Genomic DNA, 26047 nt, shown 5'->3' with positions numbered 1-26047 from the left:
GCCATGCCTGATATCAGTAATGAAGGAATAAGGCTACAAGTTATGACTAAAAACTGTCAAAGAGTGTATTAAAAGGGGCTGCTAAATGATAACTTTTAAATAGTATTGATGAAAATTATTCACCGCCTGAAATGATAAATTGACTATCACAACTGTCCACAACATTAGGACAACTACCAAATTCAGCCCCTTCATAACAAACATGAATATCCGTCAATATGGACTGCTTTCGGCTGCCAGCTTGGCAAATTAAGTCGATGCTATTCGAAGACATCCCGCCATTGAGGCGAGTCATCTGACTGATGAATCGCGACTTGGAAACCGTATAGCTATTACCCGTATTCAGCTCTTTCGGTAACTTTAATGCGCCAGCGTAATTGGTAATCTGGCGAAAGTAGCTACTGGCACTGAATGGACTACAAGCACCATAACGTTGCCACGTTTGGCTACGTACCGTGGTATCAGGCATGATGCGGTTGACGACTTTTAGCTGAAGCGGTGTCAATCGAGGATCACTGCCACGACCACAGCGCTCACCATAACCCATGTCTAAACCTGATACGGTCAGCGAATAGCCTTCTAGACATTGACGCATACGGGCGCGCGTTGGTTGCATACTACATAAAGCAGGTGTCATTTCGATCATCAACACACGCTGCCCACTCCTAGCGGTACTGGCAGCATTGGCTGGCATTAGAACAATACCTTGCAATATTAGTAATGCACCAATCCCCATCGTGGTATTCATTTTACTCATAAAACGCTTGCCGATTAGGCTTGCGTGACCTTTATCCAAAATTTTGATTGGTTTGATCGCTGTATGAACATTCGAATGACTCGGAGTTGCCGTCAGGTTAAATAACGGGCGCGCCTGCGTATGAGTAGATGATGGATATCTAACTTTCGATAAAATGCAAAGAGTAAAGTATTTTTTTATCATAAGGGCTGGAGGCATCTAGCAGTGATAAAACATAGGCTATCGCTTAGATTATAGCGTTTGACATACAAACACTCATACCACTAAGCATAGAGCTAAAAAATATGAACAGTAATTTATAAACATCAATTAAATACACTAGTTAATGCAATGGTAACAAATCGTTTTTTTTAATCTATAGCAGAAACGTAAACATGAGATCAGAATACCTAAATTCAGTGTATAAAAATAAGCCCCTAACGAGCAATCGTTAAGGGCTTATTTGAATCGTAAATGAGTGTTCTAGAAAGAAGATGGAACGGTACCCATGCGCTGACTAATGGGCTGACTACGACCCAACAAGCTACTATAGATAGTGGCATTCTCCATCACATGCTTGACGTAATTACGCGTTTCAGGAAACGCGATAGACTCAACATATTGATCCGCTGCAAGTGACCCATAGACTGGCTGCCAGCGTTTGGCATTATTAGGTCCAGCATTGTAACCCGCTGTAGCGACGACTGGCTGACGGTTCAACTTGCTTAAGATATCACCCATATACCATGTACCATAACGAATATTGGTATCGCCACTATTGGCACGGCTAGCACTATAAGTTTCACCCAGATTACGAGCGATATATTTGGCCGTATCAGGCATGACTTGCATCAGTCCACTTGCCCCAACGTTTGAGCGTGCAGAAGTTACAAAGCGACTCTCCTGACGCATAATGCCATAAGCCCACTCTGGATCGATGCCAGCAGATTGGCTGTAGCGAACGACGGCATCTTGGTGCGGCATCGGATGCGATAAGGCTAAGCTATCGACTCTATCAGTATTATCCACCGCGTAAATCGCACGATCGAGCCAGCCCATGTCATGTGCTTGACGAGCAGCAGCAATGATTAGATTGTCATCACGCTTGTCACGCGCCTGCTTCACCGCCCAGTTCCACTCACGGTTGGCATAAGCACGGCTAGCATCAGAGTTATATAAGGCAAAAGCACGAGCAAAGTTACCATCTTGCATGACACGTGCGCGATCCGAGGTACTCACGTTTGGTAGATTACTGCCACCGAACTGGCTAGCATCAAAACGTTGACCGATCTTGTCTTTTGCCATCAAACCGTAATACTCATTACTTTTTGCGATGTTCTTATACATTTTTTTAGCAGTATTACGTTTGTTTGAATCGCTCGATTGCTCATATGCGCGTGCTAACCAATACTGCCACTGGCTACTTTTTTGAGTTTCGCTCTCCATTCTAGAGATAGCTTCGACCACATCATCCCATTGGCTAAAGCGAATGGCTGCCATGGCATAATCTTCGGCTTCTTCAAAATTAAAGTCGTTATCTAAGCTATTACGGAACCATTCAACTGCCTCAGCATTGAAGCCATCATCAGTATTGTGGTTCATACGCTGTACACCGAGGATACGATAGGCATAGCGACGGGTGTCATCATTCAACAACTTCACTGAACGCTGGTTATCTTGTTTGATATCAAAATCTAACTGTAGCGCAGCCTCACGATAAGATTTGTCAGCGACACGGCCTAACGCATACAAATAAAGATATTGATTGGTCTGACTGGCAGACTGTCTACCAAAACTGGTAAAGAATGAAGATGGACTTAGCTGAATCTCACTCAATGCTGAATAAGCAATAGGCGTGCCTAAGCGTGAGGACAACGCCATGATGTCACCAGTCTTGCCTTTACGTAGCATACGTTTAAGACGAGCGGTGCGATCTTGATTATTAATCAGTGCGTTATTGTTCATTTCCATCGCTAACTGATCACACAATGCTGGCTGCTTTTGGGTATTCAGCCAAACATCAGATTTGGCTGCCATAGCACGCATCGTGTCGCCACCATTATTAAAACCAAGCGCAACTGCACAGCGCTCACTGGCATCGGCATTGGTGATTAAATTTGCGACTTGGCGTACTGATGCATAATCGTTTGACCCTGCTTTGGTCTCCGCAAAATCTGCAACCAGTTTTTCAGCCATCACAGTATTAGGATACTGACTCACGAACTGTGACACCGCAGCCGCACTTTGTGAATTAAGATCTAGATTCATCCGCCAATAAGTGGGATACATCGCAAACAAACCACCGCTCATCGCTTGCTCATAACCATAAAGGGCGCTGACATCACCTCGGTCTGCGGCGCTTGCTGCTGACATAAATGAGTCAATACTGCTGTCTTGCTGATAGTTATTCTCTTGCTGGTAGCTCTCGCTATCACCCCATGACAGCTCTGCACAAGCAACTTGCGATAGCCCTAACGCACTCGCTGCCGTCGCCAAACTCAGCGCACTCACCCGCAGCCTGCCTGCCCTAGATCGTTCAGAACCATGCTTTTGACTGGCCAACTCTCTATCCTTGATGCTATGAGCAACGCGCAATTCTGTCATATTGACTCTCTTTATTATGTCTCTACAAATAATTAAACAGCGATTTATAATGTACCGCTAAGGTGGTTTTATTCATCATACTATACTCGTTGCACTTTCAACCATAGCCTTTACCTTTTGTTAATAAATAGGACAGTACGGTGTAACATAGAAATGATGTCGAGTCGTATTTTTTATCAAAAGTGCTGCTAACTCCAGTAAACAATTGATACCGTTATGAATAATTTATAATATTGACCAGCGATCACCCACGCTAATTTTTCACATTGGTAGAGGGTTGTGATAAAATACGCCACCTGTTAATCGTCTACCCCGCTATATCTTTAGTCAATCATGGACTTATCCTTATGAGTGTTACTGTATTCAATCCCCGCATCAAAGACGCTGCTGTTACTGAAGCAACTGCTGCCGCGCCTGCTGTCACTGCACTCAATGAAGCAAGTTCAGCCCAATCTCCTGTAAACAAAACAGCTACCAAAAAAGTCTTCGTCACCACTCAAGGCTGCCAGATGAATGTCTATGACTCTGGCAAAATGCTCGACGTGCTCGGTGATTCCCACGGTATGGAAGTCACGCATGATATCGATGAGGCCGATGTACTGCTAATGAATACTTGCTCTATCCGCGAAAAAGCGCAAGAGAAAGTATTTTCAGAATTGGGTCGCTGGCGCAAACTAAAAGAAAAACGCCCTGACCTCGTCATTGGCGTCGGTGGTTGCGTGGCCTCCCAAGAAGGTGACAACATTCAAAAGCGTGCGCCTTATGTCGATATGGTTTTTGGCCCGCAAACCTTGCACCGTCTGCCAGAGCTGTATGATCAATCAAACGAACAACGTGAAATAGCGCCTAAAAACCGTATCGGTACGATTGATGTGTCATTTCCGAGTATCGAAAAGTTTGATTTTTTGCCAGAGCCAAGAGTAGAAGGCTACAAAGCCTTTGTCTCTATTATGGAAGGTTGTTCAAAGTACTGCTCATTTTGCGTAGTGCCTTATACCCGCGGTGAAGAATTGTCACGTCCACTCGACGACGTATTGGCAGAGATTGATAGCTTAGCCGCGCAAGGCGTGCGTGAAATCAACCTCTTGGGTCAAAACGTCAACGGCTATCGCGGCGAAAAAGACGATGGCAGCATTTGCCGTTTCGCTGAGCTGTTGCATTATGTCTCACATGTCGACGGTGTCGAGCGTATTCGCTATACGACCAGCCATCCGCTAGAGTTCACTGATGATATCATTGACGCCTATGCACAATTACCAGAGCTGGTATCACACTTACATCTACCGGTTCAAAGTGGCTCAAACGCTATTTTGGCAGCGATGAAGCGCAACCATACCATTGATGTGTATATCAATCAGATTAATAAGCTAAAAGCCATTCGTCCTGATATTCATTTGTCGAGCGACTTTATCATTGGCTTCCCTGGTGAGACCGATCAAGACTTCCAAGATACGTTGAACTTGGCAAAGGAATTAAACTTCGATCACTCTTACAGCTTTATTTACTCTAAGCGCCCAGGCACGCCAGCCGCTGAGTTGCCAGATGATGTAAGCTTCAAAACTAAAAAAGAACGCTTGGCTGAATTCCAAAAAGTCATCATTGACTCAACGCTTGCGAAAACTCATGAGATGGTCGGTACCACGACTCGCGTCTTGGTTGAACAAGTTGCCAACCGTCATCCTGACTGTTTAATCGGTACTGCAGATAACACCCGTACCGTCATGTTCCCCCATGATGTCGAAAAAATGGATGAGATGTTGGGTAAACTCGTGAGCGTGCGTATTACTGATTTTGTCAGCCCGCACATGGTCAAAGGTGAGCTGATCGAAGTATTGGCGTAACCGTTAAACTATAAGTTTGAGTAAGAATAAAAAAGCCGTTCACTATCATAGCGAACGGCTTTTTTGGGCGTGAATGTTAATCACCATTATTCTAATAACCAATCTGTCTTCCGTAACTGCTGCTTGGTCTCGCGGCGACGTTTTTTGCGGACAATGTCGATATCTTCTTTTTCGTGAATACCACCTTTTCTTAATAATGGATCAAGCGCTAGATAATTACGCGGCTTGACTGTGCCTATGGAGTGTTGTGTACCTGTCACAGCCTGCTGCTCTAACTGCCGTTCAATCTGTTTGGCCTTTTTTAAGGTTTGTTTTAAGCTCATATTGTTACCTATATTTTTAATAACTCTAAATCTATTTTATATATTCGAGTGACAGCATAGTGAGACCACAATTAGGAAATCGAGCGCAAATAGTACACTTGTTACATTTAGCTCGATTGACACCGTCGTGACTCGCTATGGTTTTACTCATTAGCCTTTAATACACATGACCTGCTTCAACGTATGCACCACCTCGACCAAATCCGTTTGATTGGCCATCACTTCATCGATGTCTTTATAAGCGCCTGGTATCTCATCGATGACGCCTTTATCTTTGCGACACTCGACGCCATCCGTCTGCGCTTTTAGCTCATCGATAGTGAATGCTCGTATGGCTTTACCACGGCTCATCTGTCGCCCTGCCCCATGTGAACATGAGCAAAACGATTCCTCCGCGCCCAGACCGCGTACAATAAAGGACTTTGCGCCCATAGAGCCTGGGATAATGCCGAGCTCACCTGCATAAGCACTGATAGCACCTTTACGCGTCACGTAAACCTGCTCGCCAAAATGCACCTCTTCATTGACATAGTTATGATGACAATTGATGGCTTCTTTGGTCAGCTGAAATCGTGGTAACCCCGCTTGTGGCGACTGCAGTGACTTAATGACGAGACGCATCATCTCACGGCGGTTCTCTAACGCATAGTCCTGCGCCCAACCCACTGCTTCGACATAATCAGCGAAGCTATCAGACCCTTCGGCAAAATAAGACAAATCTCGATCTGGAACATGACCGAAGCGCGATTGACGCTCTTTTTTTGCTAAATTAATAAAGTACTGGCCGATACAATTACCGATGCCGCGACTGCCAGAATGCAGCATTACCCAGACGTCACTGTTTTCATCCAAGCACAGCTCAATGAAATGATTGCCACCACCGAGTGTTCCCAACTGCTTTGCCCAAGTACGCTCAAAACCTTTGAGCATTTTAAGTAAACCTGGATGCTTATCAGTAATCGGTTTTAGACGTTTACCTAGTGGATCAAGCGTTGAGTTCTTGGCTTGAATTTGCTTGTGCATGTTAAAGCCGACTGGTACTTGTTGCTCCACTACTGAGCGTAATGACCTTAAGTTATCAGGTAAATCGCTCGCCGTCAGGGACAAACGCACCGCGTTCATACCGCAGCCGATATCGACACCGACTGCGGCAGGAATGATGGCGGATTTGGTCGGGATCACACTGCCGACTGTAGCGCCTTTGCCGACATGCACATCGGGCATCACCGCGATATGCGAGTGTACAAACTCCAACTGAGCTAAATTGTGTAGTTGCTGCATCGCACCTTGCTCAACGTCCGAGGTATAAATCTTGACGGGTACGCCATGTTTACGATTTTCGTTTAATACTAATTGAATGCTCATTATTTATTACTTCCATTTTATTATTTTTATAACCATACGAAATATTTTTATTTTGACTATTATAATTTTTAGACATTACTTACCCATCTCAATTAAACAAAATGTTTAATGAGCACATAGGTTAATAAATCATAAAATAAAGACAATAAAATACCGTTTTTTATTAATTAAAAAATTAATAAAAATGCATGGTTTATTTATGATGGACGTTTTAAAGAAAGCTTTTACCGTACCAAAATTGAGAGCATAAATATTATGCACGCAGAAAGGCATACGCTAAACAATAGCGTGAATCGACTTATTGGCAATAACGATAAAATAAAATGTTAGGTAGACAGATAACAGCAAGCGCAATATGGCCTAGCACAATCGCAGAGCGATTTTGGCACAGTAGACTTAGAAGAAGGGTAGAGCGAGTAGATATAGAACGCTATTCGTTGATATCAATAGATAGAATATCACTCAATAGCTTGTATATAGATTCAGCCAAACCTTTTCGAAGTCGTCATTGCTGTCAGGTAGTTTACACATTCAATCTTTAAAAACGTCTTGATAGTTAAATAGGACACGATGATTCCTCCATAGGTTGTGGCTAATTATTGTAGACAATAGTAGCAGATTTATTGAAATAACTTATCGCTTACATAGAAGCTAATAAATCAATGTGGTAATAATAACAATTTAAAAAATAAAGTCAATAATTAATTTTATTTAAATAGAGAATACTATAAAAATTATATTTCATTAAACCTGTTACTTTAAAAGTATTAATTTGAGAATGTCACTTTAAATATAGAACTCAAAAACTTTTAAACCATCAAGCTATTTAATACTTCAGCTAATAGGGCCGCCGCAATAATGATAAATATCACTCCGCAACCGCGATTGAGCCAAGCTAGGCGATTGCCTACATCTAGCCAGCTTGCAAGCTTTTTACCACCTAAGGTATAAATAATCTGCCAAACTGTCTCACTCAGAAACAACCCTATGGTTAATAAGACATATTGAGGCCATAGTGGCGCACTAAAATTGATAAACTTCGGAAAAAATGCCGCAAAGAACAGAATGGCTTTGGGATTAGATAACGATACCCAGACCCCCGTACGGAATAAGGTCGTATTACTTGGAGATACTTTGACTGCCGCGCTAGAGAGAGAACGTGGCTGCGGTGTATTAGCCATGCTTTCACTGTTACTTTCAGACGCAAGATATTCCGAAGCGACTTCTTCACTCATTTCGCGAGCGTCTTTCATTAAACTACCATCACCCGCATCGCGCCATGAACTGATACCTAGATAGATTAAATACACTGCGCCAACTGCTTTGATGATCGTCAGTAGCCAAGGTGACTGGCGACTGATCACATCGAGTCCAAGGAGAGTCGAGAGGAGTAATATAAACAGACCCAGACTTAACCCTGCTAGCGTCCACAGCGTTCGTTTTACGCCATAGTTCATACCATACTGGAACGCTAGCAGCATGTTCGGCCCAGGGGTCGCTGATATAAAAAACGTACTTGCAAAAAACACCGCAAACAGATGCCAAGACATCAACCCACCCCTACTATGTGTATATCAGTAGCTCTCACACGAGTCGCTACATTACCAAAAAATAATACCGCCATTTAGGCGGTATTATTTATACTTACTCACATTATATACTTATGTTTAGGGCGTGTCCTCATTTTAAAAATGGTGATAAAAATGAGATAAATTGTAGTCAAACAAGGAAAATAGTGCAGATAATATCGGGATATTAGTCAGCTATTTGACGCCGTTTGGCAAGATTTAGCCATTTTTAACCCATTTAGATGACTATCGATTGAATTGAGGACATGCCCTAGTATTTGAATACATCATTTAATTGTGCAGCTGTCTAGCAATTTCTGCAAAAAGGTATCACAGCGTTCGATTTCGATAAGCTCAACATACTCGTCTACCTTGTGTGCCTGTTCGATACTACCAGGGCCGCAGATAATCGTTGGAATGCCAGCATTGGTAAACTGCCCGCCTTCTGTTGCATAAGCCACTTTATGACGTTGCTCATCATTCGTCAGCGCAGCGATCAGTGCTTGCAGCTCGGCGCTATCACGGTCTGTCATTGCTGGTACGCCTACTGCTTGTATCAGCTCAATACCAGTCTCTGGTGCTCGTGCCTGCATTTGAGCACTTAACTCTGCTACCTTTGACTGAATGGGTGTCAGTATGTCATCTTGCGTCATGTGCGGCAAATTACGATAGTCAAATGTAAACTCACACAGATTGGGGACGATATTGGTTGCGGTACCGCCCTGTATGGTACCTACAGACAGAGTTGAGTAAGGCACATCGAACATCATATCATTATCATCGCGATGACTGATCTCTTCCGCTAGCTCATCGACATAGCCAATCAAACGACTGGCATAGCTAATAGCGTTGACACCTTGCGCTGTCAATGACGAATGCGCAGACTTACCATGCACGCGGCAGCGATAAATAGAAATGCCCTTATGTGCGACAACCATCGCCATATTGGTCGGCTCACCAACGATACAATAATCAGGAGTAATACCACGGGCCTTTATATCTGCCAATATAAGCGGTGCACCCAAACAGCCCACCTCTTCATCGAATGACACAGCCAAATGTAATGGACGACGTAGCTGACCTGCGTTAGACAGTTTTACTGCTTGTGGTAAGAGCGTCAACACACAGCCGATAAAGCCTTTCATGTCACAAGCACCGCGTCCATAGAGCTTATCGCCCCGTATCGTCGCAGTAAATGGATCTGACGTCCACTCCTGACCATCGACTGGGACAACATCAGTATGACCAGAAAGCACGAGACCATGATTCAGTTGGTCAGCGTTCTCTCCTGCCGGTACTGTCACAAATAAATTGGCTTTGTTTTTAGCATCATTAAAGGTCAAGTCGACTGTCAGACCTAATTGCTCACAATACGCTTGCACGTCTTCAATGAGTGCCAAATTTGAGTGACGACTAACAGTATCAAAACCAATCAGACGCGTTAGCCAATCGAGACTTTGTGTAGGATAAGCGATATCAGAGTTAGCTTGACTGTCACTATCAGTACTATTATTTCTCATCATAAAATATCCTTATTGTGATACGCAATACTCGCCTTATGAAGGGTTGTTTTGGTTCATAATATCAATGACTGGTGGCATCGGCTTTGGTAATTTACCTTCTGCCTGTAGCTCTTTGGTCGTCTTGGCATCGATAGCGAGTCCAGAAATCAAGGCGATGTCTTTAACGGCCTTGCGCTTACGGGTGGCAAAACTGACTGGCACCATACGGGCAAACTCATAGATATACAGATAAGACTCTTCCCCACCTTCAAAAATCTCGTCTTCCTCTAAACGAATACCGCCAATCTTTGCCAGATCCGATAGCATCTCGTTTTCGTCAGCACTAATACTACAATCAGTGATACCAAAACCAGTCATAAAGCCATTGGCCCACTGTTTCAAGGCCATCACGCGCTCGTACAAGTCATGTTCATCATCAGGTATCAGCGGCATATAAGAGTAAGCATCATCTTTATCCTTTAGCTGAAACACGGTATCTTCTGCTTCTTCGGCTAATAATGTCAATGCAGGCTCTGGTAATGCTCCAAAGCTTAACTCTTCAAAGACTTGAGCCCATACAGCTTCATCAGGCGCATTACAAGCAGTCATGAGTCCGGTCATCAGGCCATGTACTTCGCTGATAGACACGTCAGTCCAGTCATCAAAAGCAGTCAGCCAAGTGTTCCAGCCAGAGATATTGTCATTCATAATAGATGTCCTAGTGATTGATTATTACTGAAAATACAAAAACAGCCCCCGCGCAACGTCATTGATACGACGGTGGACCATAAAAAATAAAAAGACCAAGCCTAATACTTGTAATTACTTTGTTGATATAGATATTATGCGGTCACCTATGGCATTATTAAATGCAGAGAACAAAATTCATTTACGCTTACTTGTGAAGGATAAAAACTGACTATGTATGATCAACTTAGAATATTAGAAAAAATGGTACTCGACATCAAAAAACAGTATCAGCTTGTCAGTGCTGAACTTAGCAGCCTTAAACAACATCCTGTTGCTGATCCGCAAGAGCTTACGGTGCTAAGAACCAAGCTCAAGACTAGCTATACAGAACGTGACGGTACTAAAAAACAACTGGGCGATCTCGATAAACGCTACCAAAGCCTTGCAGAAGCGCATCATATGATTGGTGAAGAGCAAGACAAGCTGCAAAAACAGATCGACCAATTACAACAACAAAACAGCGAGCTACAACAGCATAATAATGAATTAAAGCAGCAGTACAGCGATATCAAACAACAAAACAGTGAACTACAGAAAAAGAATCAATTGGCAGCCGAGCGCACACAAGTAGTACTAAAACGCTTAACCCATATTGACCAAGTAGAAGGCTAATGACTAAGCACAATTTTTTATAACAATAACTCATTGCTTCTTGTGAATTAAGCCAAGCTCATAACGGTAATATCTGATATTACTCACCTTACTGACCAAATACTGTAGGATTTATCATGACCGATGACCACAAAAAACCGATAGAAAAACAGCTGCCAAATAACCAAACGCAAAATACTGCACTACAACCAAAGAATGTCGCCACAGCAGCTTCGATCATACCGAATACCGCTACTCAACCTAATGCGAAAGTCGCTGAACCACAAATCAAAAAGGTTGATATTGCTATTGCTGGCGTTAACTATCCAATCTACTGCCCTGTGCATGAGCAAGAAGAGCTACATTCAGCCGTCTCTTATATTAATAACTATGCGCTAGACCTCAAGAGAGATGCGCCGAGCCTCAGTCAAGAAAACCTACTGGTACTGTGTTGCCTGAGCTTATACGAGAAAATCCATGCCAATCAGAGAACTAGCGAAGACCGCTTGCAACAAGACAAACAATCTGAAGCTCTGCTGAATAAAATCATGAAAGACGCGCAGTCCATTCTATAGTCAAGTCCATATAAACTCGCTACATCGTCATCCTCGCTAACCATACTAATGTATAGCTTGCACTTGGCTTACTTGTATCGGAATTATTTAAATTCAACTATATAAGCAAATAGCACTCTATTAAAAAGATAAGCGCCTAGCCAACTCAAGCTAAGCGCTTTTTTATGCTTGAAACAAAACCTATCTACTTAGTCATCGGCACCATAAGTCTTACCGGCATGAAAATCAGCTTGGTGCTCATAATTGCAAAAAAACAAGTCTTGATTGGTTTTGATAACACTGTTGCTATCATCAGTTGAACTCGGCGTAGTCTGAAGATTTTCGAGTACACCGCGATATTCTGCCAGACTATTGCCACAAAAATTACATTGGCGCGGTGTGGTGACGTCGCCTTTTTTCGGCATCATGCTTTTGGGTGCTCGTGGGTACATAAACCTATAAAAAGCCCACATCGATGCCCAAATAATGAGGATAACAATAATAACGGCAAACACGGCAGTGCTCCTTCGAGTATAGTTTCACGCGAGGAATAAAAAGAGCTAATAAGCTAATGACTATTCAACACGTTTTAATAATATAAATTTTACCGTCAATAATAACGATAACACAATGCCTTTGCAGTTTAATTACTGATTACGCTGAATTTCTGAATAAATTCACTAAACAATCGTGTCAATTAATGACGCTGTTCTATAACAGAAAAACCTGGCCACGATAGGCCAGGTTTTTGCATCAAAATTAACGATTATGTGTTGGCAGAACTTATAACTGCAACTCGCTGATATCAGCCACAGTTAAGAACAAGGCGCGAACTTGCTTGAGCAATGCTAAGCGATTGTTCTTTAGCGCAACATCCTCATTATTGACCATCACATTGTCAAAGAATTGCGTCAACGGCTCGTCTAGACTGGCAAGCGTTTGCAATACTTGCGTATAGTCAGCCTGCTCGAGTAATGGTTGCACCGCCGTTTGCGCTTGCTGCACACTCGCATACAGATTTTGCTCAGCAGACTCAGACAATAGCGTCTCATCGACATTATCAGCCACGCTCACTTCTGACTTGGCCAAAATATTGGCAACACGTTTGTTCGAATCGGCTAGCATTGACGCTTGTGACAACTCGCTAAATGCCTGCACTGCACGAATACGCTGATCAAAATCAAGCGGCATATGCGGGTTAATGGCTTGTACAGCCTGAATCGTATCAACGCTAACGCCTTGCTCAGTATACATCGCACGATAGCGCGAGTTCAAGAATGCTATAACTTGGGTAAAGGTATCGCCCATTTTGGCTATCTTGCTGCCTTCCTCTGTCGTATAGTTCTTAATCGCCTGCTCAACGAGCGCTACTAAATTAATCGGTAACTGCTTTTCGATGAGAATACGCAAAATACCAATGGCTGAGCGACGTAAGCTGAATGGGTCTTTTGAACCAGTTGGTGCTTGATCAATCGCAAAAATACCAACCAGCGTGTCCAAACGATCCGCCAATGCTAAGCAAATACCAATAGGGGTCTGTGGCAATACATCACCACTGAATTTGGGCAAATATTGCTCTTCTAAACTGGTCGCTACTGCTTCAGGTTCATTATTTAGGCGCGCATAATAAGTACCAGCGATACCTTGCAACTCTGGATACTCACCAACCAATGAACTTGCCAAATCCGCTTTGGACAAAATACCAGCACGTACCGTTTCATCGATACTAATCTGCTGACCTTGCTGTTGCATCAAGGCAGCGATAAATGCAGCAAGCTTGGCTATACGCTCAGACTTCTCCCAGATTGTACCCAATTTGTCTTGGAATACACGGTTTTTGAGACTTTCTGTCAGTGCAAACAACGGCTGCTTTTGATCTTGTAAGAAGAAAAACTCTGCATCGGCCAAACGTGGACGCACAACCTTTTCATTACCTTCAATGATTTGGTTCGGGTCCTTTGACTCAATATTGGTAATAAAGATAAAGTAAGGCTGTAGCTTGCCCTCTTTATCTGTCAGGCAAAAATACTTTTGATCGGCTTGCATAGTAGAGATAAGTGCTTCTTGCGGCACTTGTAAGAAGCGCGCCTCAAAGCTTGCACGTAAAGCAATGGGGAAATCAACCAACGCTGTCACTTCATCTAACAATGCCTGCGGTACGATGGCATCTGAGTTGACTTCATCCGCTAATGCTTTAACTTGGTTTTTAATGAGCATTTGACGCTTATCAAAATCAGCAACTACCTTCAAACCACTTAGTAATTCTTCATAGTCATTAGCATGAGCAATATTATGGTAATCAGGGCTGTGGAAGCGATGTCCACGAGTTTGTGTACCCGTCTGATGACCTTGGATAGTGGTATCGATGACAGTGCTATCTTGCATCAATACTGCCCACTGTACCGGACGCACGAATTCATTACGGCTGCTACCCGCGCGCATACGCTTGGCAATCGGTAATTTATCAAGCGCCGTTTGAAAAATAGCTGGTAGCAATTCAGTGGTCGCTTGACCCTGAATGGTTTGCTCATAACCGACATAATCACCTTTATCGGTGTTAATCGTTATCAGCTCACTGGCCTCAATACCCAAACCTTTGGCAAACCCCATCGCTGCACGTGTTGGATTGCCATCAGCATCAAAGGCAGCTTTAATCGCTGGGCCGCGTTTTTGCTCACTGCGATCCGGCTGCTTATCACCAATGCCCTGAATTTGTAGCGCTAAACGGCGCGGTGCAGCAAAAGCTTTGATACTATCGAAACTGATTTCTGCTTCGTTCAATTGCTCAGTGACACTAGCTTGTAGCGCGTCACGTAGTGGTTTTAGGCTTTTTGGAGGCAGTTCTTCACACCCCAATTCAAATAGAATAGTACTCATGGTAATCTCGATTTATTAAGAATTTCATATATATTTAAAAATTGAGTAGATTATAACCAAATCATGGTAATCAGCAGTTAATCATATTATTGTGGAACACTATTTTTTATGTTTTGGAACCATTTATGATAAATCATGACAAGCTGCAAACTCTAGTCAAACAACTTTACAATACTGTCAACGAATTGGAAAAAATGTTTCCTGGTCGACACTTTACTCCAGATGGTCATTTAGTAGGTAGCTTAGGTGAATGCTTGGTAGCAGATGCTTACGAGCTAGAACTATTAGCTGCAAGTAACAAAGGCTACGACGCTATAACGAAAGACGGTTTGAAAGTTGAGATAAAAGCCACTCAATCTAAATCTGTTGCCTTTCGAAGTGAACCTGAACATGCAATTATTATTAAAATAATGCCAAATGGTACATTTGAGGAAATATATAATGGCTCAGGTTCGCTTGTATGGGAGCAATTTACAAATAAAAAGCAACCTAGCAACGGTCAGTTTCAAATCTCTATTACTAAACTTAAAGCACTCAATGACATGGTATCCGATAATGATCGAGTGCCTAAGACTAGTGTCTGTAATTAAAACTACTTATCTTCACCATCTTCTTTTGGCAAATACTTATCGAGTGCTGCCTGACGATGGGCTTCGTCCGCCAATGGGAAGCCCAATTTGGCACGAGCTTCGACATAACCAATGGCAACCTTACGAGCAAGCGTACGCACGCGTAAGATGAAACGCTGACGCTCGGTCACTGAAATAGCACCGCGAGCATCTAGCAAGTTAAAGGCATGCGAGGCTTTTAGTACCATCTCATAGGCTGGTAATGGTAAACCTTCAGCCACCAATTTATCCGCTTGCTGCTCATAGAAATCAAACATCTGACCCATCATTGGCACATCAGCGTGCTCAAAGTTATAGGTAGACTGCTCCACTTCGTTTTGATGAAAGACATCGCCATAAGTAACACGACCAAATTCACCATCTGCCCACACCAAATCATAAACGCTATCGACGCCTTGCACATACATCGCCAAGCGCTCAAGACCATAAGTGATTTCGCCAGTCACTGGGAAACACTCAATGCCGCCTACTTGTTGGAAGTACGTAAACTGCGTCACTTCCATACCGTTTAGCCAAATCTCCCAACCAAGTCCCCACGCACCTAACGTTGGCGACTCCCAGTTGTCTTCGACAAAACGCACATCATGCACCAATGGATCGATACCAATAGCTCTTAGGGAATCTAAATATAGCTCTTGGATATTAGGTGGATTCGGCTTTAACACGACTTGGAATTGATAATAATGCTGCAAGCGGTTTGGGTTGTCACCATAGCGCCCATCCGTAGGACGACGAGATGGCTGTACATAGGCAGCATTCCAACGCTCAGGACCTAACGAACGCAAAAATGTCGCCGTATGAAAAGTACCTGCGCCAACTTCCATATCATAAGGCTGCAAGATAACGCAGCCTTTGTCGGCCCAATAGTTTTGTAAGGTTAAGATCAGATCTTGAAAAGTCATCGGTTGAGAGTTTTTCGCTTGGGATGTCATAATAAAATCACTATGGAATTAGTATTAATAAATAAAACGTTGATAGCACTCGTACAGCCTATTCGGCAACGACTCTATTTGTCTGCTCACCTTACTAAAAATTGACTATTTTATCCATATTTACCTTAACTAAATTTATATCTCAGCGATAAAAACCCTGTTATATGGCTCATTTATAATCAAACTGAAGCCATAAGCATCAATAAGTTAATAGATAAAAAAATACCCAGATGCGCGAGCATCTGGGCAGGAGGAAAAGTATGTCTTTGGAATCCTGATTGATCAGGCTTTTTATTTTTTAGTTAAACTTTGATTTTCAAAGTGTAGCTTTAAATCTTCAAGATAATTTATTGATATGATGCACTTGTTGCTTTGGGCATTATTATCCATAAAATGATATAGATTAAGATACCTGGTACGGCTGCACTCAATGATGAAATAATGACGAACAGTACTCTCACCCAAGTTGGTGACCAACCGACATATTCTGCAACGCCGCCCATCACTCCTGCTATCATACGGTTGTTCTGTGAGCGATGTAATTTCGCTAACTTAGCCAAATCAAATACCTCTCTATTGTTTGTTTTCTTATTTTTTTATACTTATTTGCTATATTCAATCAAAATGCTATTTAGCCCTCTTGACTTACGAATAAGTATATCAACTATCTAGCTCTCATCTGTTGAAGATGTAGCAGTACTTTGTGAGTTTATGATACCTAAGCTTGCCCTAATCTGTCATAAGAGCACCTAAGCCCCTGATTTTAAATAATTATTTCAAAATGTTTCAAAGCTAGATTTATTGCTAAAACCTTACGCCAATAATTCATCTGCTTGGGCTTTTTTAATACTATCAAATAGATAAGCATTATTTATGTAGTAATAAAGCTGGTAAAATTTAGCTTGATTAGCATAAAACTGATCACTAATTATCTTCTAGAAAGACAAGTAATCTATATAAATTTCTGCATCAAACTTGTGTTTACAATAACCTACCTGCAAATCGACTAAAACCTTTATATAGTCAAACTTATATCAGTAGGTACAAGTCAAAAGAATAAAATAAATATAAAGCCAAAATAAGGATAACTATGTACGAGACGGGCTTAATGATTGGACATTTTGAACCTCTACATTTGGGGCAGATGCGTAGTATATTGTATGCGGCAGGACAGGCAAAGACGTTGCATATCGTCATTATGGCACACCCATCACCGCATCCAAATTTCACGATTACCCTACAGGACAAAGCACGCTGGCTACAGATGGCCTGTGCTGACTTACCATTTATTCATATTCACACCACTCATGAAATCGAGCTGCCGCTGCACGAACACCTCTATAGTACCAATGATGATGTCACTATCAATGTGCCTGCTAGCAATACCAAAATGCAACGTTTAATGGACGCCTTATCACTATCAGCAGAGACGATATTATTTATGGCTGACGACCATCCACTCACGCGAAATGACATTCAAGACCAGTTACTTTTGCGTGTGGTCACGACCCCACTACAGCCTGAGTTTGACTCTTATGCGATTGCTCGTGATCCGGTAGCGCATTGGTCAGCCATTCATCCGCAAGCTCGTGGTGACTATACCAAAACCGTCGCTATCGTCGGTGGTGAAAGCTCAGGCAAAACAACCTTAATACATAAGCTTGCTAATTATTATGGTGCCAGCTTTGCATTAGAAATGGGGCGGCTGTATGTCGGCACAGACTTGGGTGGTAGCGAGGTTGGGTTGCAATATAAGGATTATGGGCCCATTGCCCTACACCATGCTCAAGCTATCCGAGAGGCCACGGCGAATGCCACCGCCCCTATCACAATCGTTGACACAGACTTTGTCACCACACAGGCATTCTGTGAAGAATATGAAAATCGTACTCACCCTTTTGTGGCTGCTTGTATCGATGAGTTTCGTTTAGATCATACGATTATGTTGGATAACAATACGCCATGGATTGATGATGGTATGCGCTCATTGGGCACGCCTGAAGCACGAGGGCGGTTTGAACAACGACTGGTTGATATATTTGCGCGCCATCATATCGAGCCATATATGATTGATGAGCCAGACTACGATGCCCGCTATCAGCAAGCAGTGCTATTTATCGATCAATACATCTACGGCAAAAAGCCGTAAAATAAAAAATAACAACATCCATCACTATGCTGCGACCAACTCTCATTTTAGGAAAGAAACCTTATGCGTATTCAGCTATTAGATAACATCACCGGAAAATGGGCAATGCAATGGATTGTCACTTGGTTCATTTGTGGCGTGGTTGCCCTATCCACAGGCTTTTGGCTCACTACAGACCATACCTCGCTCGATATGTTTTATTTAGGCGTGTCTTTTGTTGGTTTGGTCTGCGTCGTCTCGCTGTCATTCCGAAAAAACGTCATGGGTAATGGTCTAGGCATGGCAGCGACCGCGGGCGAAGTGGTCGTGCAAGCGACGTCTGGCGCAGTGGGCTTAATGCTTGCGCCGCTCTTTAACTTTTTCACCCATGTCTACGGTATTTTTTATTGGTCAAAGCATACTGATCCTGATGGTGACATGATACCAAAGGCTGCTAACAAAGCCGTTTGGTTGATTACCGCTGCCTTCATCATCATTGGGCTTGCATTGTTCACTACGGTAAATGATTTATTGGCGAGCTATGGTTATGCAGTGGTAGAAGATGATAGCAGCCTGTTTCTAGGGTTTATTTCTTTCTTTTGGATTAATGTTATTGCCTTTGTACTTTCAATTACTGCACAAGCCGCGATGATTTTGCGGTATTCATTTAACTGGTGGCTATGGATTATCGTAAATTTTGTCTGGCTCATCGTCAACTTAATGTCTGGTAACTATATTTTTGCGATTCAAACTATGATTTATCAAGTAAACGCCTTTATCGGTCTCTACGAATGGCATCGTAGCGAACAAGGTTAGTTTTTTAACATTGAATTAACCTTGAACTAATACTGAAACGCTCAAAATGAATAGCAAAAGCATGCGGTCAGTTGGGTTAGTCATAATATTGTTATAGTCGGTTCAATATAATTTGGATACAAGGAGAGCAAGTGAAAGTGCTACAAGTAGTAGACTAAGCGAGCCTGACATCGTATTCAATTTACAGAGGATTGACTATAGCATCATGATTTCTGACTGTGCCGTCTATTAGACAGCATGGTAGATTGGCACAATTAGTGATAAAACTGATACTAAGAATGATATTGGCACATAAAATGAAAATGGTAGCCAATATCAATCCATTCCTTTAATTACTAACAAGGAGGTTGGTATGGCTCATGTTAAGCAGCAGAGAATGTCGAAACGCACACTTGAGCAGTGGCTCAGCGAGTACTCTATTAGTCATCAAAATCTGGTCAACAAAAAAATCCATTGGTTATGTGTTCCTACCATCTTTGTCAGTCTACTAGGTGTTGGAATGTCGCTATCTGTGTGGTTTACCTTAGTGCTTAGTGCATTGGTACTATTGTTCTACATACGCTTATCCACGCCGTTGTTTTTAGCAATGGGCATATTTATCTTAATTTGCTTGTCTGTTATGGCGTTCTTACCGTGGGGGTTTAAAGTGTGGGCGGGTATCTTCATCGTCGCTTGGATTGGACAGTTTATCGGTCATAAAATCGAAGGAGAGAAGCCTTCATTCTTTAAAGACTTACAGTTTTTATTGATTGGGCCAGCGTGGGTCGCCAATAGTTTGATGCAACGTAAGAATAGCTAGCTAAATCCATAATTTTCAATCTCAACGTCTCAAGCTATAAAAAAGCGCCACCCAACTAATAGTTGAGAGGCGCTTTCTTTTTGGGTTTTATCTTAGGATTCGATAAATACTAGAGTGGCTATACTAGGTATACGACTGCCTCTGTCTTAAGACAGAAACAGCACCCTACTCCCTGATAGCAGAGATTTCGCCAATCAGTTTCTTGGTCTTATATCGTGCTTCAGCTAATGCCATCTTATTGTGAGCAACCACTGTCAACACGCAAGGCTTACCAATATAGTCTGTTTTGACGAATAATATATTCCCAGACGTGGCTTCAACAATCGCAATATTGCATTGGCCTTGTTTCATTTGCTTTGCAGACGAATCACTTAGTGAGGATAGTGTGCTGCTCATCGCTGCAAATTTATCTGCTTGGTTGCTAAGCTCGCTGACTGAGAAGCAGCTGATAGGAAAGCCATCTGTGGTACATAGGCTGACCAATATGATTTCTCTATTGGCGTCACATAAAGTCTTGATATGGCTTAAGAGTGCTAGTTTCGCTGGTGATTTTTCATTTGGCATAGTCATACCTAACATCAGTCTTGGTTATTAAGAGTGTTGAATAACGATAAAAGAGACACAGCGGACTCTCTACTTCTAGGATCGGTGTTAATCACGGGGGCCACCACGTTGTGCTGCATCAACATGATTCTGATTTCTTGACCAAGAGCTGATAGGCTCTCTTTGTCAGCATCTTCACAGTGGGTGATAGCAATAACACAAGTGGTCTCGTTTTTTTCTGGGGCAAAGAAGGTGAGAAGTTTATCCATATTGGCATAATCAGGGGTTTCACCATAGCGAATCAAAATGAGTAATCCCCATAATGACTGGTTGACGAACTCCCATAAAAAGGAAAAGCGCTCTTGGCCTGGTACGCCATAGATGCCTAAAGCCATGTCATCCGACAGAGTGATCCGTCCGTAATCAATGCCTACTGTGGTGTACTCTTTGCCAATATCGATACTAGACTTCGCTTCTGTCTCGATAGGGCTGATCTCACTTAGTGTTTGAACCAATTGAGTTTTTCCGGCACCCACTTCACCAATGATAGCTAGCTTCTGATAGTTCAATTTTTTACCTCATTCCTAAGAATTTTTTGATCGCGCCATAAAATTTATTAGGCTTTTTCTTATTAACCACTGTCTCGACCACTGGTTCTGCTTCTGTGACGCTTAATATGCCTGATCGTTCAAATTCTTTGACAATTTGTGTGACTTGCTGAGGTGTGCCAAACTCGCCACTGTCTACTAAAAAGTCAAACGGATATGGTTTCTTGGTCAACTTGATACACAGACTCATAATCATTTGAGGATTACTTTCATTATTTAGGTCAGGCCATGCCAACAATCGCAAGTTCTTGCCTTGATAGTAGGTATCAGATACAGTGTCAGATTTTTCGATATCAATAAAAGGCTTAATAAGGCTACGTTGATATTCATTGAAGTTGTTTAAAGTAGAGCCATTTTTTTCAATGAAAGCATTAAAAAGAGAGTCTTGCTCAACGAAGTCAAATATGTTGACACCCCAATTAAAAAAACTACGCTGAGCGATGCGTACGTTTAAAAAAACCCAAATATCTTCATGTCTAGGATCGGCAGCTATCTTGGCCATGAGTTTATCCACTTCAAGATGCGGGCCTTCTAATATCTGAAAATACTGACCTTCCCGATAAGAGATGATACCAGTGATTTGCGAATTTGGGTTATGCTCTCGGGAGGCGCTGATAATATCTGATAACCCAGTCGGCATACGAACACTATGATCACAAACTGGCGCTTTACTGACGTATGCAATACATTTCATTTTGCCACCATTTAATAAGACATCCAGTTTAGTGAAATCATCGTTGTATATAGAGATCACATTCGTTATGTAATAGGTTTATATAACGAATATAATCTTGTTGCTAATGCTCTTCTATCAAGTAAAAGCAACAAGAGTGTTTTGATAAACTATTCGTTGGCTTAAATATTGCCAACCAAATTATATTTCTAGATTTTTTTCTACTGACTGTACTTTACGACGTGCTAGCGCAAGGTTGGCTTTAGACTTGTCTAATACCAAATAGATAAACAAATCTTCGTGCTTGGCAGCAGGACGGATGATGTGAAGTTGTGACTCTAACGTGATTAACATATCGTCAATCTCACCTTTGATATCAAGTGACTTCATCGTAGCAACTTTCGCTTTTACCACTTGTGAGTTACCTGCTGCAGCAAGTTCTAAATCAACACCGCCACCAGTCATACCCAGTACCATGCCAGACATATAGTCGACAATACAGGCACCCATAGCGCCATCAAGGCTCATTAACTCTTGTAAAGACTCATTGATATTTGACATTCTTCTTCCTATCTATATGGTTAGTTATGGTTCAATAAAGTATTGCTAAATTTGTGAGATATTCATAATAGTAGAATATCAATAACCAAGTATGTATCTTAGTACAGATAATGTACGGCATTTATTAAGAATACTAATATTACTTGGTAGATTCCATTATACTCTATATATCAGAATATAAATCACATCCATCTAACCGTTCATAACCAAATAACTGCCACTGGGTAAGAAAAATAAAAACCCAAAATATTTTATAACTTTTAATTTAAAATGAATCTTATTTACGTTTCAATTCGCTGAATTATTTTATTCAAATAATCAAGAAACACAACTAAAAACTGAATACAATTCTTAGACTAATAATCGCTTACCTTTGTCATTATTATTAATAGAAACCAATGAGTTTTTTTACAACAGTTCTAATATAGATTAAATTTCAAATCTAAAAGATAACTACTCTCATTCCTTGAGCAAGATAATTACAATAAAATTATTTTGTTATCAACCCTATCTCATAATTTTTTTAAAATAAGCATATTTTTTTCTTATTATGCGCTTTCACTTTCCTTTCAATCAAATTACTTCATTTATTTAGTTTCTCGAATATACACTCAATGTTTTCTTTTAATCATAGCAGTTAGGACTGATATCATTATCTAAGCCCAAAAAGAAAGCGCCCCTCAACTAATAGTTGAGAGGCGCTTTCTTTTTGGGTTTTATCTTAGGATTCGATAAATACTAGAGTGGCTATACTAGGTATACGACTGCCTCTGTCTTAAGACAGAAACAGCACCCTACTCCCTGATAGCAGAGATTTCGCCAATCAGTTTCTTGGTCTTATATCGTGCTTCAGCTAATGCCATCTTATTGTGAGCAACCACTGTCAACACGCAAGGCTTACCAATATAGTCTGTTTTGACGAATAATATATTCCCAGACGTGGCTTCAACAATCGCAATATTGCATTGGCCTTGTTTCATTTGCTTTGCAGACGAATCACTTAGTGAGGATAGTGTGCTGCTCATCGCTGCAAATTTATCTGCTTGGTTGCTAAGCTCGCTGACTGAGAAGCAGCTGATAGGAAAGCCATCTGTGGTACATAGGCTGACCAATATGATTTCTCTATTGGCGTCACATAAAGTCTTGATATGGCTTAAGAGTGCTAGTTTCGCTGGTGATTTTTCATTTGGCATAGTCATACCTAACATCAGTCTTGGTTATTAAGAGTGTTGAATAACGATAAAAGAGACACAGCGGACTCTCTACTTCTAGGATCGGTGTTAATCACGGGGGCCACCACGTTGTGCTGCATCAACATGATTCTGATTTCTTGACCAAGAGCTGATAGGCTCTCTTTGTCAGCATCTTCACAGTGGGTGATAGCAATAACACAAGTGGTCTCGTTTTTTTCTGGGGCAAAGAAGGTGAGAAGTTTATCCATATTGGCATAATCAGGGGTTTCACCATAGCGAATCAAAATGAGTAATCCCCATAATGACTGGTTGACGAACTCCCATAAAAAGGAAAAGCGCTCTTGGCCTGGTACGCCATAGATGCCTAAAGCCATGTCATCCGACAGAGTGATCCGTCCGTAATCAATGCCTACTGTGGTGTACTCTTTGCCAATATCGATACTAGACTTCGCTTCTGTCTCGATAGGGCTGATCTCACTTAGTGTTTGAACCAATTGAGTTTTTCCGGCACCCACTTCACCAATGATAGCTAGCTTCTGATAGTTCAATTTTTTACCTCATTCCTAAGAATTTTTTGATCGCGCCATAAAATTTATTAGGCTTTTTCTTATTAACCACTGTCTCGACCACTGGTTCTGCTTCTGTGACGCTTAATATGCCTGATCGTTCAAATTCTTTGACAATTTGTGTGACTTGCTGAGGTGTGCCAAACTCGCCACTGTCTACTAAAAAGTCAAACGGATATGGTTTCTTGGTCAACTTGATACACAGACTCATAATCATTTGAGGATTACTTTCATTATTTAGGTCAGGCCATGCCAACAATCGCAAGTTCTTGCCTTGGTAATAGATGTCAGGTACGGTGTCAATTTTATTGATATCAATAAAAGATTTAATACGGTTTTTCTGATAGTCGTCAAAGATATTGAAAATGGATCTATGGTTCTCCACGAAGGCATTAAAGAAAATACGTTGATCCACAAAATTAAATACGCTGACAATCCAATTAGGAAAGCTACGTTCGGTAATACCTGTATCAAGAAAGACCCAAATATCTTCATGCCTGGAGTCGGCAGCTATCTTGGCCATGAGCTTATCTACTTCAAGATGCGGCCCTTCTAGCACTTGGAAATATTGACCATCACGATAAGAGACGATACCAGTGATTTGCGACTTGGGGTTATGTTCACGAGAGGCGCTAATAATATCTGATAACCCAGTAGGCATACGAACACTATGATCACGAACTGACGCTCTACTGATAGGTGCTCTACTAACGTATGCAATACACTTCATTTTACCACCATTTAATAAGGCATCTAGGGTCAGTTGAATCAGTGATGGACATCAAGATTATATTCGTTATGTATTACTTAACGAATATAATCTTATTGCTAATGCTCTTAGATAGAGTAAAAGCAACAAGAGTATTTCGATAAACCATTCGTTGGCTTGCATATCATTAATTAAATTAGAGTTCTAAATTGTTTTCTACCGATTGTACTTTACGACGTGCTAGTGCAAGGTTAGCTTTTGACTTGTCTAATACTAAATAGATAAACAAATCTTCGTGCTTGGCAGCAGGACGGATGATGTGAAGTTGTGACTCTAACGTGATTAAGATGTCATCAATCTCACCTTTGATACCCAGTGACTTCATCGTAGCAACTTTCGCTTTTACCACTTGTGAATTACCTGCTGCAGCAAGTTCTAGGTCAACACCGCCACCAGTCATACCCAGCACCATGCCTGACATATAGTCAACAATACAGCCGCCCATAGCGCCATCAAGGCTCATTAACTCTTGTAAAGACTCATTAATATTTGACATATTCTTCCCTATCCATGTGGTTGTGGGTCAATAAAATAATTTGATCGCTGAAAGATATTCTTTACTTAACAATACTAAACTAAAATCCAATTACCAGTTAACTAACTTAGCCCTTAGACTGCTTTAAGGCAACTATTAAATTTTGAGATACCTACAGCAGTGATACATCAATAACTAATTATTATTAGCACAGATGACACACCATACTTATTACAAAAATTAACATTAATTAGTAGATTTTATTATACACACATATTAAAACTAAAAGCACGTTTATTAGAAATATTCACAACCAAGTAAAAATCTTTGGATAAGGAGAAATAGAAAATCTGATTGTCACAACTTTATGACTCAGTATAAACACGATTATTGCGTTAATTTATGCCAATAATGAGAAAGGATAATTCTTTTGATAGTACTCTCGAAGGAGTCATTATCAATCTTCAAAAGCCTATCGGAAAAACTGAATGAAATACTTTCATTTAGAGAATGATTTTTATTCAATAATGGTATACCTAATCCAAACGACGACTAATAGTTACTCCCGTAAAGCCAAAGAGCAGCGTCAATAGCAAAGACAAATAACAGAAGAACGCATAAGGCAAATAATCCAACACCGGCAC

26 protein-coding genes are annotated in these 26047 nt (G+C 41.4%); 7 read left to right on the top strand and 19 right to left on the bottom strand.

The features are described 5' to 3' along the window. Window positions 1-115 precede the first annotated feature (115 nt). Both I6E61_RS09885 and I6E61_RS09880 read right to left on the bottom strand, forming a co-directional pair. Entirely contained in the window at window positions 116-757 is a 642-nt protein-coding gene (locus I6E61_RS09885) for a ribonuclease T2 (RefSeq protein WP_197134042.1), read from the bottom strand. 462 nt (window positions 758-1219) lie between these two features. Beyond that, complete coding sequence (locus I6E61_RS09880) at window positions 1220-3340, bottom strand: lytic transglycosylase domain-containing protein (RefSeq protein WP_197134039.1); 2121 nt, start codon at window positions 3338-3340, stop codon at window positions 1220-1222. 347 nt (window positions 3341-3687) lie between these two features. Between I6E61_RS09880 and miaB the strand changes: the two genes are divergently transcribed. Continuing rightward, the gene (gene miaB / locus I6E61_RS09875) at window positions 3688-5181 is read left to right on the top strand and encodes a tRNA (N6-isopentenyl adenosine(37)-C2)-methylthiotransferase MiaB (protein ID WP_197134036.1); all 1494 of its coding nucleotides are present in this window, start codon (window positions 3688-3690) and stop codon (window positions 5179-5181) included. 86 nt (window positions 5182-5267) lie between these two features. On the opposite strand, the gene I6E61_RS09870 is transcribed toward miaB, so the two are convergent. From I6E61_RS09870 to I6E61_RS09850, 5 genes are all read right to left on the bottom strand, one after another. Then, a complete protein-coding gene (locus I6E61_RS09870; RefSeq protein ID WP_197134713.1) occupies window positions 5268-5504 on the bottom strand; it encodes a hypothetical protein in 237 nt (78 codons plus the stop codon). Between the two features lie 150 nt (window positions 5505-5654). Beyond that, window positions 5655-6869 carry an RtcB family protein gene (locus I6E61_RS09865; protein ID WP_197134033.1) on the bottom strand — a complete coding sequence of 405 codons (1215 nt, stop codon included), beginning with the start codon at window positions 6867-6869 and terminating at the stop codon, window positions 5655-5657. Between the two features lie 809 nt (window positions 6870-7678). Then, on the bottom strand, window positions 7679-8419 hold the full coding sequence (locus I6E61_RS09860; RefSeq protein ID WP_197134030.1) for a LysE family translocator: 741 nt from the start codon (window positions 8417-8419) through the stop codon (window positions 7679-7681). Window positions 8420-8724: 305 nt separating this feature from the next. Beyond that, complete coding sequence (gene argE, locus I6E61_RS09855; protein ID WP_197134027.1) at window positions 8725-9960, bottom strand: acetylornithine deacetylase; 1236 nt, start codon at window positions 9958-9960, stop codon at window positions 8725-8727. Window positions 9961-9993: 33 nt separating this feature from the next. Then, window positions 9994-10647: a UPF0149 family protein gene (locus I6E61_RS09850; RefSeq protein ID WP_194197635.1), complete on the bottom strand. Its 654-nt coding sequence runs from the start codon at window positions 10645-10647 to the stop codon at window positions 9994-9996. 213 nt (window positions 10648-10860) lie between these two features. Here I6E61_RS09850 and I6E61_RS09845 point away from each other — a divergent pair, with 213 nt between their 5' ends. Next, window positions 10861-11301 (top strand): hypothetical protein, encoded by a 441-nt coding sequence (locus I6E61_RS09845; protein WP_194197634.1) that lies wholly within the window; start codon window positions 10861-10863, stop codon window positions 11299-11301. A 116-nt stretch (window positions 11302-11417) separates the two neighbouring features. Next, on the top strand, window positions 11418-11855 hold the full coding sequence (locus I6E61_RS09840) for a cell division protein ZapA (RefSeq protein WP_197134024.1): 438 nt from the start codon (window positions 11418-11420) through the stop codon (window positions 11853-11855). A gap of 188 nt (window positions 11856-12043) precedes the next feature. Here I6E61_RS09840 and I6E61_RS09835 read toward each other — a convergent pair whose 3' ends face one another. Further along, window positions 12044-12349 (bottom strand): hypothetical protein, encoded by a 306-nt coding sequence (locus I6E61_RS09835; protein ID WP_320158585.1) that lies wholly within the window; start codon window positions 12347-12349, stop codon window positions 12044-12046. A 268-nt stretch (window positions 12350-12617) separates the two neighbouring features. After that, a complete protein-coding gene (glyS, locus tag I6E61_RS09830; protein WP_320158588.1) occupies window positions 12618-14717 on the bottom strand; it encodes a glycine--tRNA ligase subunit beta in 2100 nt (699 codons plus the stop codon). A 119-nt stretch (window positions 14718-14836) separates the two neighbouring features. Between glyS and I6E61_RS09825 the strand changes: the two genes are divergently transcribed. Further along, window positions 14837-15301 (top strand): hypothetical protein, encoded by a 465-nt coding sequence (locus I6E61_RS09825; RefSeq protein ID WP_197134018.1) that lies wholly within the window; start codon window positions 14837-14839, stop codon window positions 15299-15301. 2 nt (window positions 15302-15303) lie between these two features. On the opposite strand, the gene glyQ is transcribed toward I6E61_RS09825, so the two are convergent. Then, window positions 15304-16242: a glycine--tRNA ligase subunit alpha gene (gene glyQ, locus I6E61_RS09820; RefSeq protein ID WP_197134667.1), complete on the bottom strand. Its 939-nt coding sequence runs from the start codon at window positions 16240-16242 to the stop codon at window positions 15304-15306. Between the two features lie 377 nt (window positions 16243-16619). Then, window positions 16620-16832, bottom strand: coding sequence for a PspC domain-containing protein (locus I6E61_RS09815; RefSeq protein WP_197134015.1), 213 nt, complete (start codon window positions 16830-16832; stop codon window positions 16620-16622). Window positions 16833-17362: 530 nt separating this feature from the next. Here I6E61_RS09815 and nadR point away from each other — a divergent pair. The 3 genes from nadR (at window position 17363) to I6E61_RS09800 (ending at window position 20015) form a co-directional block, all read left to right on the top strand. Continuing rightward, on the top strand, window positions 17363-18421 hold the full coding sequence (gene nadR / locus I6E61_RS09810; protein WP_197134012.1) for a multifunctional transcriptional regulator/nicotinamide-nucleotide adenylyltransferase/ribosylnicotinamide kinase NadR: 1059 nt from the start codon (window positions 17363-17365) through the stop codon (window positions 18419-18421). A 63-nt stretch (window positions 18422-18484) separates the two neighbouring features. Then, complete coding sequence (pnuC, locus tag I6E61_RS09805) at window positions 18485-19216, top strand: nicotinamide riboside transporter PnuC (RefSeq protein WP_197134009.1); 732 nt, start codon at window positions 18485-18487, stop codon at window positions 19214-19216. Between the two features lie 352 nt (window positions 19217-19568). Beyond that, window positions 19569-20015 (top strand): DUF962 domain-containing protein, encoded by a 447-nt coding sequence (locus I6E61_RS09800; RefSeq protein ID WP_197134006.1) that lies wholly within the window; start codon window positions 19569-19571, stop codon window positions 20013-20015. A gap of 165 nt (window positions 20016-20180) precedes the next feature. On the opposite strand, the gene I6E61_RS09795 is transcribed toward I6E61_RS09800, so the two are convergent. The 8 genes from I6E61_RS09795 to I6E61_RS09760 all read right to left on the bottom strand — a co-directional run bounded on the left by I6E61_RS09795 (window position 20181) and on the right by I6E61_RS09760 (window position 25424). After that, entirely contained in the window at window positions 20181-20579 is a 399-nt protein-coding gene (locus tag I6E61_RS09795) for a hypothetical protein (RefSeq protein WP_197133997.1), read from the bottom strand. A 14-nt stretch (window positions 20580-20593) separates the two neighbouring features. Further along, window positions 20594-21127 (bottom strand): ATP/GTP-binding protein, encoded by a 534-nt coding sequence (locus I6E61_RS09790; protein ID WP_197133994.1) that lies wholly within the window; start codon window positions 21125-21127, stop codon window positions 20594-20596. Window positions 21128-21131: 4 nt separating this feature from the next. Further along, window positions 21132-21860 carry a BLUF domain-containing protein gene (locus tag I6E61_RS09785; RefSeq protein ID WP_197134003.1) on the bottom strand — a complete coding sequence of 243 codons (729 nt, stop codon included), beginning with the start codon at window positions 21858-21860 and terminating at the stop codon, window positions 21132-21134. Between the two features lie 180 nt (window positions 21861-22040). Then, complete coding sequence (locus I6E61_RS09780) at window positions 22041-22400, bottom strand: hypothetical protein (protein ID WP_197134000.1); 360 nt, start codon at window positions 22398-22400, stop codon at window positions 22041-22043. A 794-nt stretch (window positions 22401-23194) separates the two neighbouring features. Continuing rightward, window positions 23195-23593: a hypothetical protein gene (locus tag I6E61_RS09775; protein WP_197133997.1), complete on the bottom strand. Its 399-nt coding sequence runs from the start codon at window positions 23591-23593 to the stop codon at window positions 23195-23197. 14 nt (window positions 23594-23607) lie between these two features. Then, entirely contained in the window at window positions 23608-24141 is a 534-nt protein-coding gene (locus tag I6E61_RS09770) for an ATP/GTP-binding protein (protein WP_197133994.1), read from the bottom strand. Between the two features lie 4 nt (window positions 24142-24145). Continuing rightward, window positions 24146-24889 (bottom strand): BLUF domain-containing protein, encoded by a 744-nt coding sequence (locus I6E61_RS09765; protein WP_197133991.1) that lies wholly within the window; start codon window positions 24887-24889, stop codon window positions 24146-24148. Window positions 24890-25064: 175 nt separating this feature from the next. Continuing rightward, entirely contained in the window at window positions 25065-25424 is a 360-nt protein-coding gene (locus I6E61_RS09760) for a hypothetical protein (RefSeq protein WP_197133988.1), read from the bottom strand. Window positions 25425-26047: the final 623 nt, after the last annotated feature.

Origin of the sequence: Psychrobacter sp. NZS113, assembly GCF_015864825.1 — a bacterium.
Classification (GTDB): domain Bacteria; phylum Pseudomonadota; class Gammaproteobacteria; order Pseudomonadales; family Moraxellaceae; genus Psychrobacter.
The sequence above is the reverse complement of the archived record's forward strand: the minus strand, read 5'-3'. Positions and strand labels throughout refer to the sequence as shown.

Excerpts from the sequence above, each read along its gene's own strand:
- I6E61_RS09880 (WP_197134039.1), bottom strand. The coding sequence starts at position 3,340 with ATGACAGAATTGCGCGTTGCTCATAGCATCAAGGATAGAGAGTTGGCC.
- I6E61_RS09775 (WP_197133997.1), bottom strand. The coding sequence starts at position 23,593 with ATGCCAAATGAAAAATCACCAGCGAAACTAGCACTCTTAAGCCATATC.
- I6E61_RS09800 (WP_197134006.1), top strand. The coding sequence starts at position 19,569 with ATGGCTCATGTTAAGCAGCAGAGAATGTCGAAACGCACACTTGAGCAG.
- I6E61_RS09865 (WP_197134033.1), bottom strand. The coding sequence starts at position 6,869 with ATGAGCATTCAATTAGTATTAAACGAAAATCGTAAACATGGCGTACCC.
- I6E61_RS09845 (WP_194197634.1), top strand. The coding sequence starts at position 10,861 with ATGTATGATCAACTTAGAATATTAGAAAAAATGGTACTCGACATCAAA.
- nadR (WP_197134012.1), top strand. The coding sequence starts at position 17,363 with ATGTACGAGACGGGCTTAATGATTGGACATTTTGAACCTCTACATTTG.
- I6E61_RS09870 (WP_197134713.1), bottom strand. The coding sequence starts at position 5,504 with ATGAGCTTAAAACAAACCTTAAAAAAGGCCAAACAGATTGAACGGCAG.
- I6E61_RS09760 (WP_197133988.1), bottom strand. The coding sequence starts at position 25,424 with ATGTCAAATATTAATGAGTCTTTACAAGAGTTAATGAGCCTTGATGGC.
- miaB (WP_197134036.1), top strand. The coding sequence starts at position 3,688 with ATGAGTGTTACTGTATTCAATCCCCGCATCAAAGACGCTGCTGTTACT.
- I6E61_RS09840 (WP_197134024.1), top strand. The coding sequence starts at position 11,418 with ATGACCGATGACCACAAAAAACCGATAGAAAAACAGCTGCCAAATAAC.
- argE (WP_197134027.1), bottom strand. The coding sequence starts at position 9,960 with ATGATGAGAAATAATAGTACTGATAGTGACAGTCAAGCTAACTCTGAT.
- glyQ (WP_197134667.1), bottom strand. The coding sequence starts at position 16,242 with ATGACTTTTCAAGATCTGATCTTAACCTTACAAAACTATTGGGCCGAC.
- I6E61_RS09785 (WP_197134003.1), bottom strand. The coding sequence starts at position 21,860 with ATGAAATGTATTGCATACGTCAGTAAAGCGCCAGTTTGTGATCATAGT.
- I6E61_RS09885 (WP_197134042.1), bottom strand. The coding sequence starts at position 757 with ATGAGTAAAATGAATACCACGATGGGGATTGGTGCATTACTAATATTG.
- I6E61_RS09825 (WP_197134018.1), top strand. The coding sequence starts at position 14,837 with ATGATAAATCATGACAAGCTGCAAACTCTAGTCAAACAACTTTACAAT.
- pnuC (WP_197134009.1), top strand. The coding sequence starts at position 18,485 with ATGCGTATTCAGCTATTAGATAACATCACCGGAAAATGGGCAATGCAA.
- I6E61_RS09860 (WP_197134030.1), bottom strand. The coding sequence starts at position 8,419 with ATGTCTTGGCATCTGTTTGCGGTGTTTTTTGCAAGTACGTTTTTTATA.
- I6E61_RS09780 (WP_197134000.1), bottom strand. The coding sequence starts at position 22,400 with ATGTCAAATATCAATGAGTCTTTACAAGAGTTAATGAGCCTTGATGGC.
- I6E61_RS09765 (WP_197133991.1), bottom strand. The coding sequence starts at position 24,889 with ATGAAGTGTATTGCATACGTTAGTAGAGCACCTATCAGTAGAGCGTCA.
- I6E61_RS09795 (WP_197133997.1), bottom strand. The coding sequence starts at position 20,579 with ATGCCAAATGAAAAATCACCAGCGAAACTAGCACTCTTAAGCCATATC.
- I6E61_RS09850 (WP_194197635.1), bottom strand. The coding sequence starts at position 10,647 with ATGAATGACAATATCTCTGGCTGGAACACTTGGCTGACTGCTTTTGAT.